The 15,658-nt window shown below is 61.9% G+C and carries 14 protein-coding genes and 1 pseudogene; 8 read left to right on the forward strand and 7 right to left on the reverse strand.

Annotated features, from left to right (window positions below):
* Positions 1-13: 13 nt before the first annotated feature.
* Positions 14-979 carry a dihydrodipicolinate synthase family protein gene (locus XH81_RS03255; protein WP_271595736.1) on the reverse strand — a complete coding sequence of 322 codons (966 nt, stop codon included), beginning with the start codon at positions 977-979 and terminating at the stop codon, positions 14-16.
* A gap of 178 nt (positions 980-1,157) precedes the next feature.
* Here XH81_RS03255 and XH81_RS03260 point away from each other — a divergent pair, with 178 nt between their 5' ends.
* Positions 1,158-1,970 carry a FadR/GntR family transcriptional regulator gene (locus XH81_RS03260; protein WP_271595737.1) on the forward strand — a complete coding sequence of 271 codons (813 nt, stop codon included), beginning with the start codon at positions 1,158-1,160 and terminating at the stop codon, positions 1,968-1,970.
* Positions 1,971-2,270: 300 nt separating this feature from the next.
* Here the strand turns inward: XH81_RS03260 and XH81_RS03265 are convergent, their stop codons facing one another.
* The 6 genes and pseudogenes from XH81_RS03265 to XH81_RS03290 all read right to left on the reverse strand — a co-directional run bounded on the left by XH81_RS03265 (position 2,271) and on the right by XH81_RS03290 (position 7,981).
* A complete protein-coding gene (locus tag XH81_RS03265) occupies positions 2,271-2,591 on the reverse strand; it encodes a 4Fe-4S dicluster domain-containing protein (protein ID WP_271595738.1) in 321 nt (106 codons plus the stop codon).
* Positions 2,588-4,206, reverse strand: a pseudogene (locus tag XH81_RS38655) (FAD-dependent oxidoreductase). The gene XH81_RS03265 and the pseudogene XH81_RS38655 overlap by 4 nt, the downstream one beginning before the upstream one ends.
* A 43-nt stretch (positions 4,207-4,249) precedes the next feature.
* On the reverse strand, positions 4,250-5,125 hold the full coding sequence (locus XH81_RS03275) for an ABC transporter permease (RefSeq protein WP_271595739.1): 876 nt from the start codon (positions 5,123-5,125) through the stop codon (positions 4,250-4,252).
* Entirely contained in the window at positions 5,118-5,984 is an 867-nt protein-coding gene (locus tag XH81_RS03280; protein WP_271595740.1) for an ABC transporter ATP-binding protein, read from the reverse strand. The genes XH81_RS03275 and XH81_RS03280 overlap by 8 nt, the downstream gene beginning before the upstream one ends.
* The gene (locus XH81_RS03285) at positions 5,981-7,024 is read right to left on the reverse strand and encodes an ABC transporter substrate-binding protein (protein WP_271595741.1); all 1,044 of its coding nucleotides are present in this window, start codon (positions 7,022-7,024) and stop codon (positions 5,981-5,983) included. The genes XH81_RS03280 and XH81_RS03285 overlap by 4 nt, the downstream gene beginning before the upstream one ends.
* 27 nt (positions 7,025-7,051) lie before the next feature.
* Positions 7,052-7,981 (reverse strand): TauD/TfdA dioxygenase family protein, encoded by a 930-nt coding sequence (locus XH81_RS03290; RefSeq protein WP_271595742.1) that lies wholly within the window; start codon positions 7,979-7,981, stop codon positions 7,052-7,054.
* A 259-nt stretch (positions 7,982-8,240) separates the two neighbouring features.
* Between XH81_RS03290 and XH81_RS03295 the strand changes: the two genes are divergently transcribed.
* The 7 genes from XH81_RS03295 to XH81_RS03325 all read left to right on the forward strand — a co-directional run bounded on the left by XH81_RS03295 (position 8,241) and on the right by XH81_RS03325 (position 15,639).
* Complete coding sequence (locus XH81_RS03295) at positions 8,241-8,435, forward strand: hypothetical protein (protein WP_271595743.1); 195 nt, start codon at positions 8,241-8,243, stop codon at positions 8,433-8,435.
* 195 nt (positions 8,436-8,630) lie between these two features.
* Positions 8,631-9,971: an LLM class flavin-dependent oxidoreductase gene (locus XH81_RS03300; RefSeq protein ID WP_271595986.1), complete on the forward strand. Its 1,341-nt coding sequence runs from the start codon at positions 8,631-8,633 to the stop codon at positions 9,969-9,971.
* Between the two features lie 376 nt (positions 9,972-10,347).
* Positions 10,348-11,784 carry an ABC transporter substrate-binding protein gene (locus XH81_RS03305; RefSeq protein ID WP_271595744.1) on the forward strand — a complete coding sequence of 479 codons (1,437 nt, stop codon included), beginning with the start codon at positions 10,348-10,350 and terminating at the stop codon, positions 11,782-11,784.
* Between the two features lie 40 nt (positions 11,785-11,824).
* On the forward strand, positions 11,825-12,769 hold the full coding sequence (locus XH81_RS03310; RefSeq protein WP_271595745.1) for a carbohydrate ABC transporter permease: 945 nt from the start codon (positions 11,825-11,827) through the stop codon (positions 12,767-12,769).
* Positions 12,766-13,605: a carbohydrate ABC transporter permease gene (locus XH81_RS03315; RefSeq protein ID WP_271595746.1), complete on the forward strand. Its 840-nt coding sequence runs from the start codon at positions 12,766-12,768 to the stop codon at positions 13,603-13,605. The genes XH81_RS03310 and XH81_RS03315 overlap by 4 nt, the downstream gene beginning before the upstream one ends.
* A 10-nt stretch (positions 13,606-13,615) precedes the next feature.
* Positions 13,616-14,716: an ABC transporter ATP-binding protein gene (locus tag XH81_RS03320; protein ID WP_271595747.1), complete on the forward strand. Its 1,101-nt coding sequence runs from the start codon at positions 13,616-13,618 to the stop codon at positions 14,714-14,716.
* A 32-nt stretch (positions 14,717-14,748) separates the two neighbouring features.
* The gene (locus XH81_RS03325; RefSeq protein WP_271595748.1) at positions 14,749-15,639 is read left to right on the forward strand and encodes an SMP-30/gluconolactonase/LRE family protein; all 891 of its coding nucleotides are present in this window, start codon (positions 14,749-14,751) and stop codon (positions 15,637-15,639) included.
* Positions 15,640-15,658 lie beyond the last annotated feature (19 nt).

A 15,658-nucleotide genomic window follows, 5' to 3' on the forward strand; every position in this document is an offset into this window, starting at 1 on the left:
TGCAATCAGCACGTCACGACGAAATTCGTTCGCCGGCGGACAACAGGCCGGGCGCACCACATGCGATGAGATCGGCTTCCAGCTCCCGCTTTTCAGCAGCGGACAGCGGTGTGACCGGCGAGCGCACGGCGCCGCCGGCAAGGCCGATTAAATCGCACCAGTGCTTGACCGCCGCGTTCGGCATGTGACCGCGCTTCAGCGGGTCCATAATCCACTTGTTGAAGATGATCCGTTGTGGCGCGAGTGAAGCACAGATGCGTACTGCTTCTTCCGTCCGTCCAGCCGCCAACAGAGCCACGTATTCCGCGATCGGGCGAAACTCGCCGCGTTGATAGAGGTAGGGCTCGGGGTCGGCATAAAGGATCGACTGACCCTCGGCCTGCATGTTGGCGAAGAAGTTCTCTTCCAGCGGGTCTGACACCAGCACGCCGTTTCGCGCAGCCTGGCGAAGCGCCGCGTTCTCGGCTGCATTGCCTGTCGTCTTCAGGAGCTTGAGATTGGGCAGCGAACAGAGCTGGGTGAAAACTCCGGCATCCAATGGGCTGCCTGCGGCGGTTCGCGCGTTGAAGATGACGATCGGCATCTCCAAGCGGACGCAGACGTGGTGCAGATACGCGAACTGCTGCGCAGGCGATCGCGGCCCCGAGGTTGGGACCATCAGCACGGCGTGGCTGACGCCAAGCCGACGCGCGTGCTCGCCGAGATCGATGGTTTCCTCCACCGAGGGACCGGAGATCACCACGGAAATCCCAAGGCGCCCCCACGCCTCGTCCGCAATGACCTCGATGACACGCTTTCTCTCCTGCAGCGTGAGCGACCAGACTTCGCCGATCAGCCCATTGCAGAACACGCCCGCCAATCCGGTCGCGATGTAGTGGCGGAGGTTCCGGCGGACTCCGGCCTCGTCGATGGCACCGGAGGCATCGAAGGGCGTGTGAATGGCCGCCCAAATTTCCGGGATGTTCTGCCCGATTGCCATGCTCGCTCCCTTCTTATTTGACCGGTCTATTCTATTTATCATGATAAACCGGATTTGCATGAATATGCCTATCATGGGAGAAGTGTCAATCGACGAGTCGGTTCTTTCCCTGGGCCCGCGACTGGTTCGCCCGGACCTGACCCTGGAACCCGTTGGTAACTTTGGAGAATTCGGGGGAATGACGATCGAATTGGAAAAATTGCCGCGGCCGCGGGGCCGGCTGAAAATTCAAAAGCGAGCCGATCTCGTTACCGAAGAGATCAAGCAGCTGATCACCCAGAAGAACCTTCGTCCGGGCGACAAACTTCCCATGGAGAAGGAGCTTCAGCGGCTGTTTTCGGTCAGCAAGAGCACGATCCGCGAGGCGCTTAAGTCCCTCGAGGTGCAGGGACTGATCACGATCAGCACCGGCCCGACCGGCGGGGCGACGATCATGGAGGTCCCGCTCGAGCGCACCTTTCAGCTGTTGCAGAACTACCTGTTCTTCAAAGAAGTCAGCATGGAGGACATCTATGCGGCGCGACGCTTGCTGGAGCCCGAACTGGCTGCCGGCTCGGTGCCATTTCTGTCGAATGAGCAGCTCGACGCGCTAGAGCAGAACATTCAGACGTGTCAGCCGGCCTCGCAGGAGCCGTCTCTTCTGGTTCGTCAACGCCAGGCCGATCTCGACTTTCACGACATTTTGGCCGCTGCAAACCCCAATCCCTTCCTGCGCTTTGCATGCGAGCTGATCAACGAGATGCTCCGTCGGCTGGTTGTCTTCAGCACCCAGACGCCTCCCGAAGAGCACACGCGATTTGGATGCGCCAACGTCAAGATTCACACGGAGATCGCCAAGGCCGCCCGCGCGCGCGACAGCGAGCGCGTGCGCGCGCTCATGAAAGCGCATATGGAGGAAGCTTCAGAATACGTGAAGCGATTGGATGGTCGACTCGACGGTCGACTAATCCTCGACTCGGAAATGGCGCCGCTGCCGCGACCACTGTCCTGATGGACGTTCTATCTGCAGAAGATGGTCAATTCAGCTCCGCTCGGCGGATGAACGTCGTCGGCCGAGTTGGTATAGGCCAAGTTGAGCCGGGCCGATCGCCGAAGCAGCCCAACCGAGGTAAGTGTCTCGTCCGAGATCGTGCAGCAGGTACACATCACATGGTCCCCTTGATCTCGCGATATTGCGTTAGGGTGCGCTCGTTCGTCGACGGTCCCGACGAGCGCGTCGCCAGCTCGCCCGCTGAGGTCCGCTCCGGTGGCTACGCTTCCGAAGCACCGGCAGCTCATGGGTTGAGTAGGCCTAATGACCGAAAAGCAGGAAGCTGCGATCGGCGCTTCGGCGATCTTTCGTGTCGCTGGTCCATCCGACAGCCCGACGATAGGTGCCCATCCCGTTCGCCTGCTTCAGCGCGGCGACATCGACCGGCTGGGTACCATCCGCGAAAGGCGAGACGTAGAGCGCATCCTCAGGACAATAGAGCTCGCAGAGAAAGCACGTCTGGCAGTCGCTCTGTCGTGCAACAACGGGGATTCCGCTAGTCTTGTCGAACACGTTGGTCGGGCACACATTTACGCATATGTCGCAGGACGTGCAACGCTCGGCGTCGATGATTTCGATCATTCTGCTGCCTCCGCATAAGCAGTCTCCGCGTGTGGCCTGGTCGAGGTCCAGACCTCGTCAAGGCCGCCCGTCGTCACGTAGTGGCGCTGCCGGTGATCCTGATCGGGGAAATCGTCGCGGCGATGCATGCCGCGGCTTTCCTGACGCGCCAGCGCGCTGCGATACATCCACCTTGCGGTCGCCAGCATCGCCGCGCTTTCCCGTGCGCGCAATAGCTCGGACGTGTCGGCCGCATCTGCTTCGGAGGCGTTACGCCATCCGGCGTCAAGGCGCGCCAGCGCGCCATCCAGCCGGGACGCCTCGCGGAAATAGTTCAGCTCATACGGAAACACCCCGTCCTGGACAATCTTCTTCAGCGCAGCAGGTTCGAACGCGTGCTGCCCGCGGCGGCGAAAGCCGACCGTTCCCGCCGACGACAGCTTTTGCCGGCCGGTCGTACCGGCTTGTCTTGCGTAATCAGCGGCGCCCCTCCCCGCCAGCGTCCCCGACGACATCGCCCAGGCTGCGTTGTGGCTACCGCCGCCAGTGAAGCCGCCGCAGATCAGTTCACGAGTGGCGGCATCGCCCGCCGCATAGAGACCCGCCACACTGGTGGCGCAGGTGTCGTCAACGATGCGAAGACCGCCGGTGCCGCGGACGGTGCCTTCCAACCGCAGGGTCACCGGAAAGCGATCGGTGAACGGGTCGATGCCGGTGCGATCGAAGGGCAGGAAAAAGTTCGGCTGCGAGACGCGCATGTGCCGCTGCACGTCTGCGTCGGCCTTGTCGAGTCTGGCATATACCGGGCCCTCGAGAAGCGCGCGCGCGATCGCCGATCCTTGGATGCCGCACCCGGCACCACGCTGCCGTCATCATAGGTGAACGTCGCCCAGCCATAGAACAGCGTCTTGGTTACCGAGCCGAACGCCGGCGAGATCGCATAGGGGTTAGAAAATTCCATGCTGCTGAACTCGGCGCCTGCTTCCGCAGCCATCAGGTAGCCATCGCCGGTCAATACGTTCGAGCCCAGCGTCTTGCTCAGGAATGCGCAGCCCCCCGTTGCGATCACGACTGCCTTGGCGCGCACCGTCCAGCCGTCGCCTTTCTGGCGCCGCAAGCCGCTCGCGCCGGCAACCGCGCGGCCGTCCAGCAACAATTCGAGCGCCGGACTGTGATCGAGAATGGTGACGCCGGCCTGCTTAGTCCGCTTGCGCATCAGGCGCATATATTCCGGGCCCTGCAGCGAGTTGCGCTGCGACCTGCCGTGGTCATCGATCGGATAGGGATAGCCCCAGTCCGCCAGGCGATTGCTCTGCTGATAGGTGAGATCGAGTGTGCGGGCCATCCAGCGGCGGTCCTGCAGATAACCGCCGAGCTTTTCGCGGCCGGCCATCGCCGCCTCGCGCTGCGCCGGGTCCGGATCGACATACCAGACGCCGGTCCCGGCCGCCGCCGTCGAACCGGATGTGCCACAAAATCCCTTGTCGGCGAGTACGACGCGCGCACCGCGCCCAGCCGCGCTCACCGCCGCCCAGGTGCCCGCGGGGCCGCCTCCGAGCACCAGCACGTCGGCATCATATTCAACGGATCCGGGTGGCGCAGACCTGCGTTCGGCGCGCCGGAATGGGCTGGTCATGATTGGTTCCCCTTGTTCGAACGATTGCAGTCGGTCGCGGGCTTCACGCCGCGACCGGAGCCTTCCAGCGCATGAAGCGGCGCTCCAACGCCTCGAGCATGGCATTGAACGCCAGCCCGATCACCGTGATGCCGAGAATCCCGAAATACATCTGGGGAATCAGGAAGCTGTACTGGCTGTTGATGATGAGATAGCCGAGACCGGCTTTGGCGCCGACCATTTCAGAGGCGACCAGCACGAGCATTGCGGAGGCGCTGGCAAGACGAATGCCGACGAAAATGGTTGGAAGCGCCGCGGGAAGGATCACCTTCCGAAACAACTGTTGCGGCGTCGCACCCATCGTCCGCGCCGACTTGATCAGCAGCGGATCGACCTGCTTCACCGCGGCGATGGTATTGAGCAGCAGCGGCCAGGCGCAGCTATAGATCACCATGGTAATCTTCGACATCTCGCCGATGCCGAGCAGCAGGATGAATACCGGCAACAGCGCCAGCGGCGCGGTGTTGCGGCAAATCTCGATGAATTGGTTCAGAAGATTGCCGAGCCGAGCATACCAGCCGACGGCGAGCCCAAGCGGGACAATCAAGGCGACCGAGATCAGGAAACCGCTCAGGGCGCGCAGCAAGCTCGCCGAGACATCGTCATAAAGCTCGCCGGTTTGCGCCAGCTGCCAGCCGGCGGCGATCACCTCTGAAAACGGCGGTAGGAATACGGGATCGATCAGCTCGAGCCTTGGGGCCGCCTCCCACACCGACAGCAACAGAATGAGTAGCAGGGACCGGTGTCCTAATGCGGCAAGCCCGCGAATAGGGTTATGAAGCCCGTTGCGGATCCGGGACGGTCCATGTTGTACGCCCGCTACCGACGTCGAACGCCCATGCGCGAGCTCCAGCAATGTCAGCGTTTCCAGGCTAGACATGGGCAACCTCCTTTACCTCGGAATTGACACGAAGCGCACCAGCTCCGCCGCTCAATTGCCCCTGCTGTGCTTTCTGCACCTCGTCGCGGAGTTGACTCCAGATTTCATGCCGCACCTGGCCGAACTCCGGCAGCGAGCGCACGTCGTCTGCCTCGTTGCGCAGCGAGGCGGGAATCTCGATGAGCTGCTTGATGCGGCCCGGGCGCGACGTCATCACCGCCACGCGTTGGCCGAGCACGACCGCCTCGTCGATGCCATGGGTGATGAAGACGATGGTCTTGCCGGTGGCGCGCCAGATCCGCAGCAACTCGCCTTGCAGCGTCTCCCGGGTCTGGGCATCGAGCGCGGCGAACGGTTCGTCCATCAGCAGCACTTCCGGGTCATAGGCGAGGCTGCGCGCGATCGCGACGCGCTGCTTCATGCCGCCGGAGAGTTCGTGCGGATAACGATTGGCAAAGCCGGACAGGCCGACGAGATCAAGGAAATGGTGTGCGATCTCGCGCCGCCGACGAGCGTGGAGCCCGCCGATGTCGAGCCCGAACTCGACATTCTCCGCGGCCGTGCGCCAGGGAAATAGCGCGTATTGCTGGAACACGATGCCGCGGTCGCGACCAGGACCCGTGATCGGCCGCCCGTCCAGCAGGATGCGGCCACTGGTCGGGGTCGTGAGCCCCCCGAGCAAATCGAGCAGTGTCGATTTCCCACAGCCACTCGGGCCGACCAGAGCCAGGAACTCGCCTGCACGAACATCCAGGGTAATGTTCTCCAGCGCAGTGAATCGGTCCGGCGGGCGGCCTGCTTCACCTCGCGCGACGAAGTCCTTTCGGACCCGCTCGAAGCTGATCTTGACAAAACTCATTGCGCATCCGCCGTCTTGCCGGGACGGAAATAGTTGAACGCGTTGGTGTAGGTATTGGAGGCCTTGATCTGGCCGGGTTTGAACAGCCCGTCCTTCTCCAGCCAGTCGATCCACACCTGGATCTCCGCATCAGAGATCACGCCGCCCTTGCTCGCAACGCCGGTGCTCTTCCAGTATTTGATCGAGGAGCCATCCTCGTTGCGCTTGCGGTCGGCGATGATCCTGTCGAAGCGTGCACGCACCTCCTCCGGCGGCGCCGTCTGCGCCCATGCGATCGCCCGCGAGATGCCCTCGACCAATCTGCGGGAGGCCTCGGGATTGTCCTTGATGAACTTGTCCCGCAGCACATAGGAACCGCCGGTGAACTGACCGAACAGGTCGGTGTCATTAAATAGCGAGTGGATGCCGCCGCGATCGAGCGCCTTGTCGCGCAGCACGCCGCTGAGCGCGCTGACCTCGACCTGGCCCTGGCGCAGCGCTTGCTCGCCGCTCACGGGCGGGATGGCCACCAGGGTCACCTGCTTGGCCTCGCTCGCCGAGAGGCCGTTACGGGCGAGATACTCACGCAGCACGAACTCCAGATGCGCGCCGAGCGTGTTGACTGCGACCTTCTTGCCGATCAGGTCGCGCGCTGTCTTGATTGGACTGTCGTCCTTCACGTAGTAGCCGTAGTAGGTGTTGGCATCGGAGCCGTAATAGCCAACCACCGCCTTGATCGGTGCGCGCGCCGCGATAAGCTTGAGGATCGCGCCGTAGAAAGCGCCGCCGATGTCGATATCGCCGGTCACGACGGTCTGGATGTCCTGCGGGCCGCTGATGGTGTTGCCGACCCATTTCAGCTTCAACGGCGCGAGATAGCCAAGATCGTCGGCGAGCTCGATAAACGTCACCTGTCCGGCCCAGCCCTGGTAGCGGATCTCGGACTTCTCGAGCGGCGGCTCCGCGAAGGCCGGAGTTACGAGGCCGACTGCCAAGGCGCCCGCCAGCAGCACCCGCAAGGCGCGACGCCGCGCGCCAGGGAATCGAAACTGAGAGTTCATTGTGCAAATCCTATGCTAAGGCGGAAATCAGGCGGCCTTGACCGTCTGGGGTTTCGGTGTCTTGACACGCGTCACGCTGCGGCGGCCATCGACGCTGAGCGGAACATCGCCATCGATGGTGGCGCGGCGAACGATGCGGTGCTGATCGCCATAGTCGTTGACAGCGTAGTGCTGGGTGGCACGATTGTCCCAGATCGCGACGTCGCCGGCCTGCCAGCTCCAGCGCACGGTGTTTTCGGGCGCGGTGATATGGGACTGGAACAGCTCGAACAGCTTCTGACCGTCGTATTTCGGCAAGCCGACGAAGCGCTGAACGAAATTGCCGAGCACAAGCGAGCGCTCGCCGGTCTCGGGATGAACCCTTACTACCGGATGTTCGGTTTCGTAGATGGTGCCGGTGAACACCTCATCGAAGTGTTTTCTGTCCGCTTCCGTCGCGCGCGTCTTCACGGCGTAGTCGTAGGCGTTGCTGTGAACCGCCCAGAGCTCGTCGGCGAGCTTGCGCAGCGGCGCCGGGAGGTCGAGGTAGGCCGCGGCCGTGTTCGACCACACAGTGTCGCCGCCATAGGGTGGGATCACCACGCCGCGCAGCAGGGAGATCTTCGGGTAGGCGTCCACGAAGGTGACATCCGTGTGCCACTGGTCTGCTCTGCCGCCGCCGCGATCGGAGTCCAGTTCGAGGATCGACGATGTGCCCTTGATCGCTCCGACCGTGGGGTGCGGCACGAGCGTTCCGAGGCGGACGGCAAAGCACTCCTGCTCGGCATCGTCGAGATGGCCCTGGTCGCGCAAGAAGATCACTTTGTGCTCGAGCAGCACCTGGTTGATGGCGGAAATGACATCATCGGACAGATCGCCGGACAGCTTGACGTTCCGGATCTCGGCACCAAGTCTCGCCGCGCGTTTGACGATATCGGCGCGCGGAATGACGTTGTCGATGGTATTTCGATTGCTCATGATCATGGTTTCCTATGATTGTCTGGGCAAGGCTCCGCCGTGCGCCGATCGCGCCGGCGGCTGGAAGTGATGGATTTTCATGGGTTGGTCGTCGGGGACCCGTGTGCCCCTGCGGGTGCTAGGCTTTCAGCCGTGCACGGATCCCGGCGGTACAGCTTTCCGCCATAGCGGTGGCACCGCACGCGCTCCGAGCCGAGCTCAACCGGGCAGCGTCACAAAAGACGAGTAGATCGGATTGCCGCATAGTAAACGACCTCGCTTGTACCTCGCGGATCGTAAAAGCGATCGCGATCCAGTCAATGAAACGAAACCAGCTTTGTTTTCCGTAGCGCGCGACGATCGCTTCGTCGGTCAATCGGCCACGGAAATATTTGCAATGGTCACGGATTATCTGATGGCCTTGCGCGCCAGAAGGCAGGTCAAATCGAGTCAATCGGCGCTCGAAGCGGCCTGAAACACCGCGATCGTTGCTGACAACAAACGCACTCGTCTCTGTTAGATGATGCGCTCACGAGTTTCATGTTCGCATCCCCTGCAACAACGCAAATTCATTTCATCGACAGCTTCGCGATGCCCGACATACAGTCGAGCCACGTCTCGATCGCCAACCGACCCCCCCCACAATGACCAAACATTTGCGAGTCACGCAATGCGCCAGCGGCAACTTTCCCTGAACTTCTTCATCTACCCGGACGGCCATCACGAGGCGGCCTGGCGCCACAAGCTCTCGACAACGGACCGTATCCTCGACGTCACCTACTATCAGGAGCTGGCGCAACGCGCCGAAGCACACAAATTCGACGCCGTGTTCTTCGCCGATGGTCCCGTGCTAGCTGACAATGTCCGCTACGCACAGCGCTTCCGCCTTGAGCCGATCACGCTGCTCACCGCAATCGCGTCCGCGACAAAGTGCATCGGCCTGATCGCGACCGCGTCGACGACCTACACGGAACCATACAATCTCGCTCGGCTGTTCGCCTCGCTCGATCATATTAGCAGCGGCCGCGCAGGCTGGAACATCGTGACGACGAGTTCGCCCCAGGCGGCGCAGAATTTCGGGCTGCCCGAGCATCCTCCGCATCACGAGCGCTACGAGCGGGCGCGGGAATATCTCGATGTCATCACGAGGCTATGGGACAGTTGGGAAGACGACGCGCTGGTCAACGATCCCGTGTCGGGCATCTTCGCCGACACGAACAAGATCCACACCATCGACCACATTGGAAAGCACTTTCGTGTGCGCGGTCCGCTCAACGTGTCGCGGACACCGCAGGGCCGCCCGGTCTATGTCCAGGCCGGCTCGTCCGAGGATGGGCGTGCCTTTGCCGCCCGCTTTGCCGAAGCCATCTTCACCGCGCATCAGACCTTGGCAAGCGCGCAGGAGTTCTATGCCGACATCAAGCGCCAGGCGCTTGCTTTCGACCGTAGCTCCGACCAAATCAAGATTTTGCCCGGCATTTCCCCGTTCATCGCGAGCACGCAAGTTGAAGCGGACCGGCTCCAGGAGGAGTTCAACGCCCTGATCCAGCCGGAGTTCTCACTGACCCAGCTCCGCCAGATGACCGGGCTCGACCTCACCGGCTTCGATCTTGACGGTCCCTTCCCGCGCCATCTAATCGACACCGACGGCGCGCATGGCGTTGCCAGCCGGTTCAAGCTCGTGGTCGACATTGTCGATCGCGAGAAACCGACGATCCGTCAACTCGTACAGCGGCTCGCCGGCGCGCGCGGCCATTGCGTGATCGCCGGCCCACCGGAAAAGATCGCCGATCACATCCAGACCTGGTTTGAGAATGGTGCTGCCGACGGCTTCAACGTCATGCCGCCATGGCTGCCAGGTGGCTTCGACCTGTTCGCCGAGCAGGTCGTGCCGGTCCTGCGCAAGCGCGGCCTGTTCCGCCACGATTACGCCGGCACCACCCTGCGCGAACATTACGGTTTGGATCGTCCAGCAAGCTTGTTCTCCAGCCCGATCCGGGCAACTGCATAATCGACCGTTGTACTTCTTGGAGCCGCCAGCAGATAGGTGACTGCGGTTCACCGATGCTTGCAAAGTTCTCATTTGTCGGCCAGTTCCGCCTCGACGCAGACTAGCCCCAAAGTCAACGCTCTCGAGCGTTTTGGGGAGGATGCGTGCTTCTACAACGCCAACTGGCGTCCATTCAGGTTGCGGGCGACAAGCCCGGACCTGCGATGCGCCTGCGCTGCAAATCCTCGACATAGATGAATTTGTTTCTTTCGGCCAGGTCGCCGCCGACAGGGTCCGTTCACGCCTGCGGCTGGCTAACCAGGCGGGGATCACGTGAGAAGCGCTCCGAAGCCGGCTCTCCCGGACTCCGGACGCCCAGGAGGAGGAGGAGGAAGGGATGAAGTTCAGGACGTTTTTCGCCGCGGCCGCAGTGCTAGCGCTGGCTGCAGGTCCAGCGCCGGCTGCCGACAAGGATGCCGCCGACACAGCGGTGGAAGCAGCGAAGAAGTATGCTGGCACGACCATCAGTATCGTCTGGGAGGCCGGCCTGCAGTCGCTCGACCCGCTGAACTATTCGGGCCCGCAATGGGAGAAGCTCACCGGCATCAAGGTGAAGGTGGTCGAAGTGCCGACCGATCAGATGTTCACCAAGATCATGCAGGATTTCAAATCAGGCGCCGGAGCCTATGACGCGCTGAACGTCATTCCGTCCTGGATGCCCGACCTTGCGCGTGCAGGCGCGCTCGAGCCTCTCGACAAGTATGTCGACAAGTTTGGCTACCGCGACGAGTTGCAGGACATCGCGGCCGCCTATCGCGACAACCAGATGCAGTATGACGGGAAGATCTACGGCTTCCCGGACGATGGCGACGTGATGCTGCTCTACTACCGGAAGGACATCTTCGACGATCCGAAGATGAAGGACGCGTTCAAGGCCAAGTTCGGCTACGAGCTGGCCCCGCCAAAGGACTGGAAACAGTTCGACGAGATCGGCCAGTTCATCACCGACAAGATGGCGCCGAAGGTCTACGGCGCCGGATTCTTCCGCACCGCGCCCTATCCGCAATACATGTTCCAGGAACGCTTCCGCATGGAGGGCGGCAAGTTCTTCAATGCCGACACCATGAAGGCGACGGTGAATGGCGAGGTCGGTCTCAAGGTGTTCAAGCAGATGCTGGCGGAGAACAAGTTTATGCCGCCGGGCGTGGAGCAGTGGAATTTCGTGGACAACCTCGCCGCGTTCCTTCAGGGCACGACCGCGATGACGATCTCCTGGCCGCCCTACGGCCGCTGGGCCGCGGGCTATGGCTCGGGCGAGGAAGCACTGAAGTGGGTACCGAAATCGCAGGTCGCCGGCAAGGTCGGCTACGCGCTCACGCCTCTCGGCCGTCCCGAGCTCGGGGTCGGCTTCGACCTGTCGGTCTCGGCCACCAGCAAGAACAAGGAGGCCGCGTATCTCTTCATTCAGTGGCTGAACAGCAAGAAGACGAGCCTCGAGCGGGTCCAGCTCCCCTATACGCTGCGCGATCCGTTCCGCCTATCGCACTACGCCAGCGAGAAATACCGTGCGCTGTGGCCCGATGCTCCAGCCTATCTCGATACGATCAAGTCATCCGGTGAGAAGGGCCTCCTCGATCTCTCGCTACTGCAACAGGACAAGTACGACGAGGCGATGACCAAGGCGATCTCGAGCCTCTGGGCCGGCGAAGATCCCAAGGCCATTCTCGGTCGCATGGCGCAACAATTCGACGCGATCACCGAGAAGGTCGGCATCGAGAACCAGAAAGCCGTCTACAAGGTCTGGGCCGCAAAGCCCGGCGCCTACCCGCAATAATTGGCTGGATATCGCACGGGCGGCGTCGCCCTCCCGTGCGGTGCCGTTTTCCGGACTAATGATGACAGTTTCTGTGAGCCTCAATGGCGCCGAGCAGCGCCGCCCCAGCCGCTTCGGGCGCATGCTCGAGGACCGCCTGCCCTATCTCATCGTCGCCCCGGCCATTCTGATTCTCCTCCTGGTCGGCCTGTTCCCTCTGATCTACTCGCTGATCGTGAGCTTTCAGCGCATCACGATGACCGAGAACGACACCTCCTTTGTTGGCTTTTTGAACTATGCGGAGCTGTTCAGGGATGCCCGCCTCTGGGCTTCGCTCGGCCACACCGCCATCATCACCGCGATCGCCCTCCCCCTGGAGCTGCTGATCGGGTTCCTGATGGCGCAGCTCTTCATCGATCGCATGCCGGGTCGACAGATCTTCGTCGCACTGCTGGTGCTTCCGACGGTTATCTCTCCTATAGTCGCGGGCGCGACGTGGCGTCTGATGTTCGACGTACGCTTCGGCCCGATTGGCCAGATTCTGAGTTTCTTCGCCGGCGAGCCAGTGCGGATCCTATGGACCGTCAATCCCGCCTACGTCTATCCAGCGATCATCATCTGCGAAGTTTGGCAGTGGTCGCCATTCATGTTCCTGCTGCTGCTTGCTGCGCTGTCGAATGTTGACCAGTCGCAGCTCGAAGCCGCGGAGATCGATGGAGCGTCGTATCTGCGCGTGCTTGGCGCAATCGTTCTGCCGGCGATCGCGCCCGTGATCGCCGTGGCCTGCCTTATCCGCGGCCTCGATCTCGTTCGCATGTTCGACATCATTTGGGCCCTAACCGAAGGCGGGCCGGGCTCGATGACCGAGACCATCTCGCTCTACACCTATGTGCAGGGTTTCTCGCAATTCGAGACCAGTTACACAGCCGCGATCTCCTTCTTGGTGATTGCGCTACTGACGCTGATCACGACCCTGGTCCTCAAGCGCATGGAGCTTGCGCGATGAGGATCGGCAGGCTTCCGGCCAGAAAAGCCCGCATTCTCGCTGTCCGCTATCTCGGCGCCGGCATCGTGACCCTGCTGTTCCTGTTTCCGGTCTACTGGCTGTTCATGATTTCGTTCAAGACCCCGGACGAGATCTATCATGTTCCGCCCTTGTGGATTCCCGGGCAGATCCAGTTCTCGAACTATTACGTCCTGTTTAGAGATGGCGACGTCCTGGCGATCCTGAACAGCCTGATCGTCGCCGGCGTCAGCTCCGGCATCGCAATCGTTCTCGGGACGCTCTGCGCCTACAGCCTCGCCCGGTTCGGCACCGGCGGCGAGAACCTCGCGATGTGGATTATCTCCCAGCGCATGATCCCGCCGATCGCGGTCGTCTTCCCGATCTTCCTGATCTACGTGTATTTTGGCCTCGTCGACGGTTATTTCGGGCTGATCCTCCTCTACACCGCATTCAATCTCCCCTACGTGATCTGGATGATGCGCGGCTACATCGTCGACGTTCCGCTGGAGCTCGAGGAGAGCGCGCTGGTCGATGGACTCAATCGATGGGAGGTAATCTGGAAGGTCGTTTTCCCGATGGTTCGCCCCGGCCTCATGGCGACGTCGGTCTTCACCTTCGTCTTCGCCTGGAACGACTTTCTGTTCGCACTCGTGCTCACGCGCACCGAGGTCATCACCTTTCCGGTCATGCTGACGCACTATTTCGGCGGCCAATCGAATTTCTGGGCAAAGATCGCGGCGATGTCGGTCCTGGGGACGTTGCCGATCTTCGTCGCGGTCTCGGTGATGCAGCGCTATCTCGTGCGCGGCATCTCGCTGGGCGCAGTCAAGGGTTAGGGAGAGCGGAGTGGCTGACGTCAAGCTGTCCGGAGTACACAAATATTACGGCAACGTGCATGCGGTCCGGGGAGTTGATCTCACCATCGCCGATGGCGAATTCGCGGTTCTCGTGGGGCCGTCCGGCTGCGGCAAGAGCACTCTATTGCGGACCATCGCCGGTCTCGAGGATCCGGATGGGGGAACGATCACCATCGGGGGCGCGGTGGTCAACGATCTGCGCCCGCGCGAGCGCAATATCGCGATGGTGTTTCAGAACTATGCGCTCTACCCCTATCTGACCGTCAGCGAGAACATCGCCTTCGGTCTGCGCGCCCGCAAGACTCCCGAGATCGAGATCAGGAAGCGGGTCAGTGAAGCCGCCGAGTTGCTCGGCATCGGCAATTTCCTGCAGCGCTATCCGAGGCAGCTGTCCGGAGGACAGCGTCAGCGCGTCGCCATCGGCCGCGCCATCGTCCGCAAGGCCGACCTGTTCCTGTTCGACGAGCCGCTCTCGAATCTCGACGCTCAGTTGCGTGACGAGATGCGCACCGAGATCAAGCGCCTGCATCACGAGATCACGACGACCATGATCTACGTCACCCATGATCAGGTCGAGGCGATGACACTGGCCGACCGCATCGTGCTGCTGCGTGACGGAAACATCGAGCAACAGGGTGCTCCGCTGGAACTATTCGAGCGGCCCCGTACGGGGTTCGTCGCCGGCTTTCTCGGCTCCCCGTCGATCAACCTCATCCCGGCAACCCTTAGGACAAACGGTCCCGACGCAGCAGTGGTGTTTCAATCCGGCGGTGGACTGACGCTTCCGAGCGCGAAGACGAGGCCGCTGGCCAGTATGGATGGACGAGAGATTCTCGTCGGCATTCGGCCCCAGCACTTCAGTCGGGCCAGCGGGCCGTTGCGCGACGGCGTGGTCTCCTATTCGGCCACTGCCGATCTCATTCAGCCGACGGGGACACGCACCTTCACCACCATCAAGATCGGTGGCGTCGATGCCGTTGCCGAACTGCAGGCCCATGACGTCAGCAGCTATGGCGAGCTAATCGATCTCGCCATCGACCTCAATCGCGTGGTGCTGATTGATCCGGCCAGCGGCCTGGTCATCGCATAAGCGAGAGCAACATTCGAAAACGGGAGGGATGAATGGCGTCGAGACTGTTTTCAAGCGGAATTGGCGCGCCGGAGGGTCCGGTGTGCCTGCCCGACGGCTCGATGTATGTCACGGAGATGTCCGCGTCGACCCTTTGCGTGACGCGGCTCGATCCTCGCGGCAATCGCCGCGTGATCCGGACGACGGGTGGCCGTCCGAATGGACTGACGACCGATGGCCACGGCCGGATCTGGATCGCGGAAGCTGGTTTGCAGGCGCTGATCTGCATCGACGAGCGCGGAAACGAGATCCGGCGCATGCAGGGCGAAGGCGCGGAGCGCTTTCTGTTTCCGAACGACCTCTGCTTCGGTCCGAACGGATTGCTCTACATGACCGATTCCGGAATGGCCGCCGAGGATTTCATCAACGGCCAGGCTTTCGTCGACGGCTATATGGATCTCGACTGGGACGGCCGTGTGTATGAGATCGATCCGTCAGCCATGAAGGTGCTCCGCGTGCTCGATCGCAAGATTCGCTTCACCAACGGCATTGCCTTCGGTCCCGACAACCACCTCTACGCCAACGCGTCCTTCACTGGCGAGATCTATCGATATGACGTGCTTGGCCAGGCGTCGCCTAAACGTGTAATCTTTGGCAACGTGCTGCAGCCGGATGCCAATCCGGACTTCAAAGGACCGGACGGGATGGCCTTCGGAACAGACGGCCGGCTCTATTGCACGGTCTACAACCAGATGAACGTTACGGTGCTAGACCGGCGGGGTGAGGTCGCCGATCGTCTGGTCCTGGACGGACCCCAGCCGACGAACTGTGCCTTTGCGCTCGAAGGCAGGAAGCTACGGGTGACCGAGGTCGGCAAGGGCCAGGTCGAAGAGATCGATATGCCTTGTGAGGGCCTGCCGCTGCACCTGCCGAAATTCGCCTGAGGGGATGCCAGCGCGATGT

It is taken from the genome of Bradyrhizobium sp. CCBAU 25360 (genome assembly GCF_028128695.1).
In the GTDB taxonomy this organism is placed as follows: domain Bacteria; phylum Pseudomonadota; class Alphaproteobacteria; order Rhizobiales; family Xanthobacteraceae; genus Bradyrhizobium; species Bradyrhizobium ottawaense.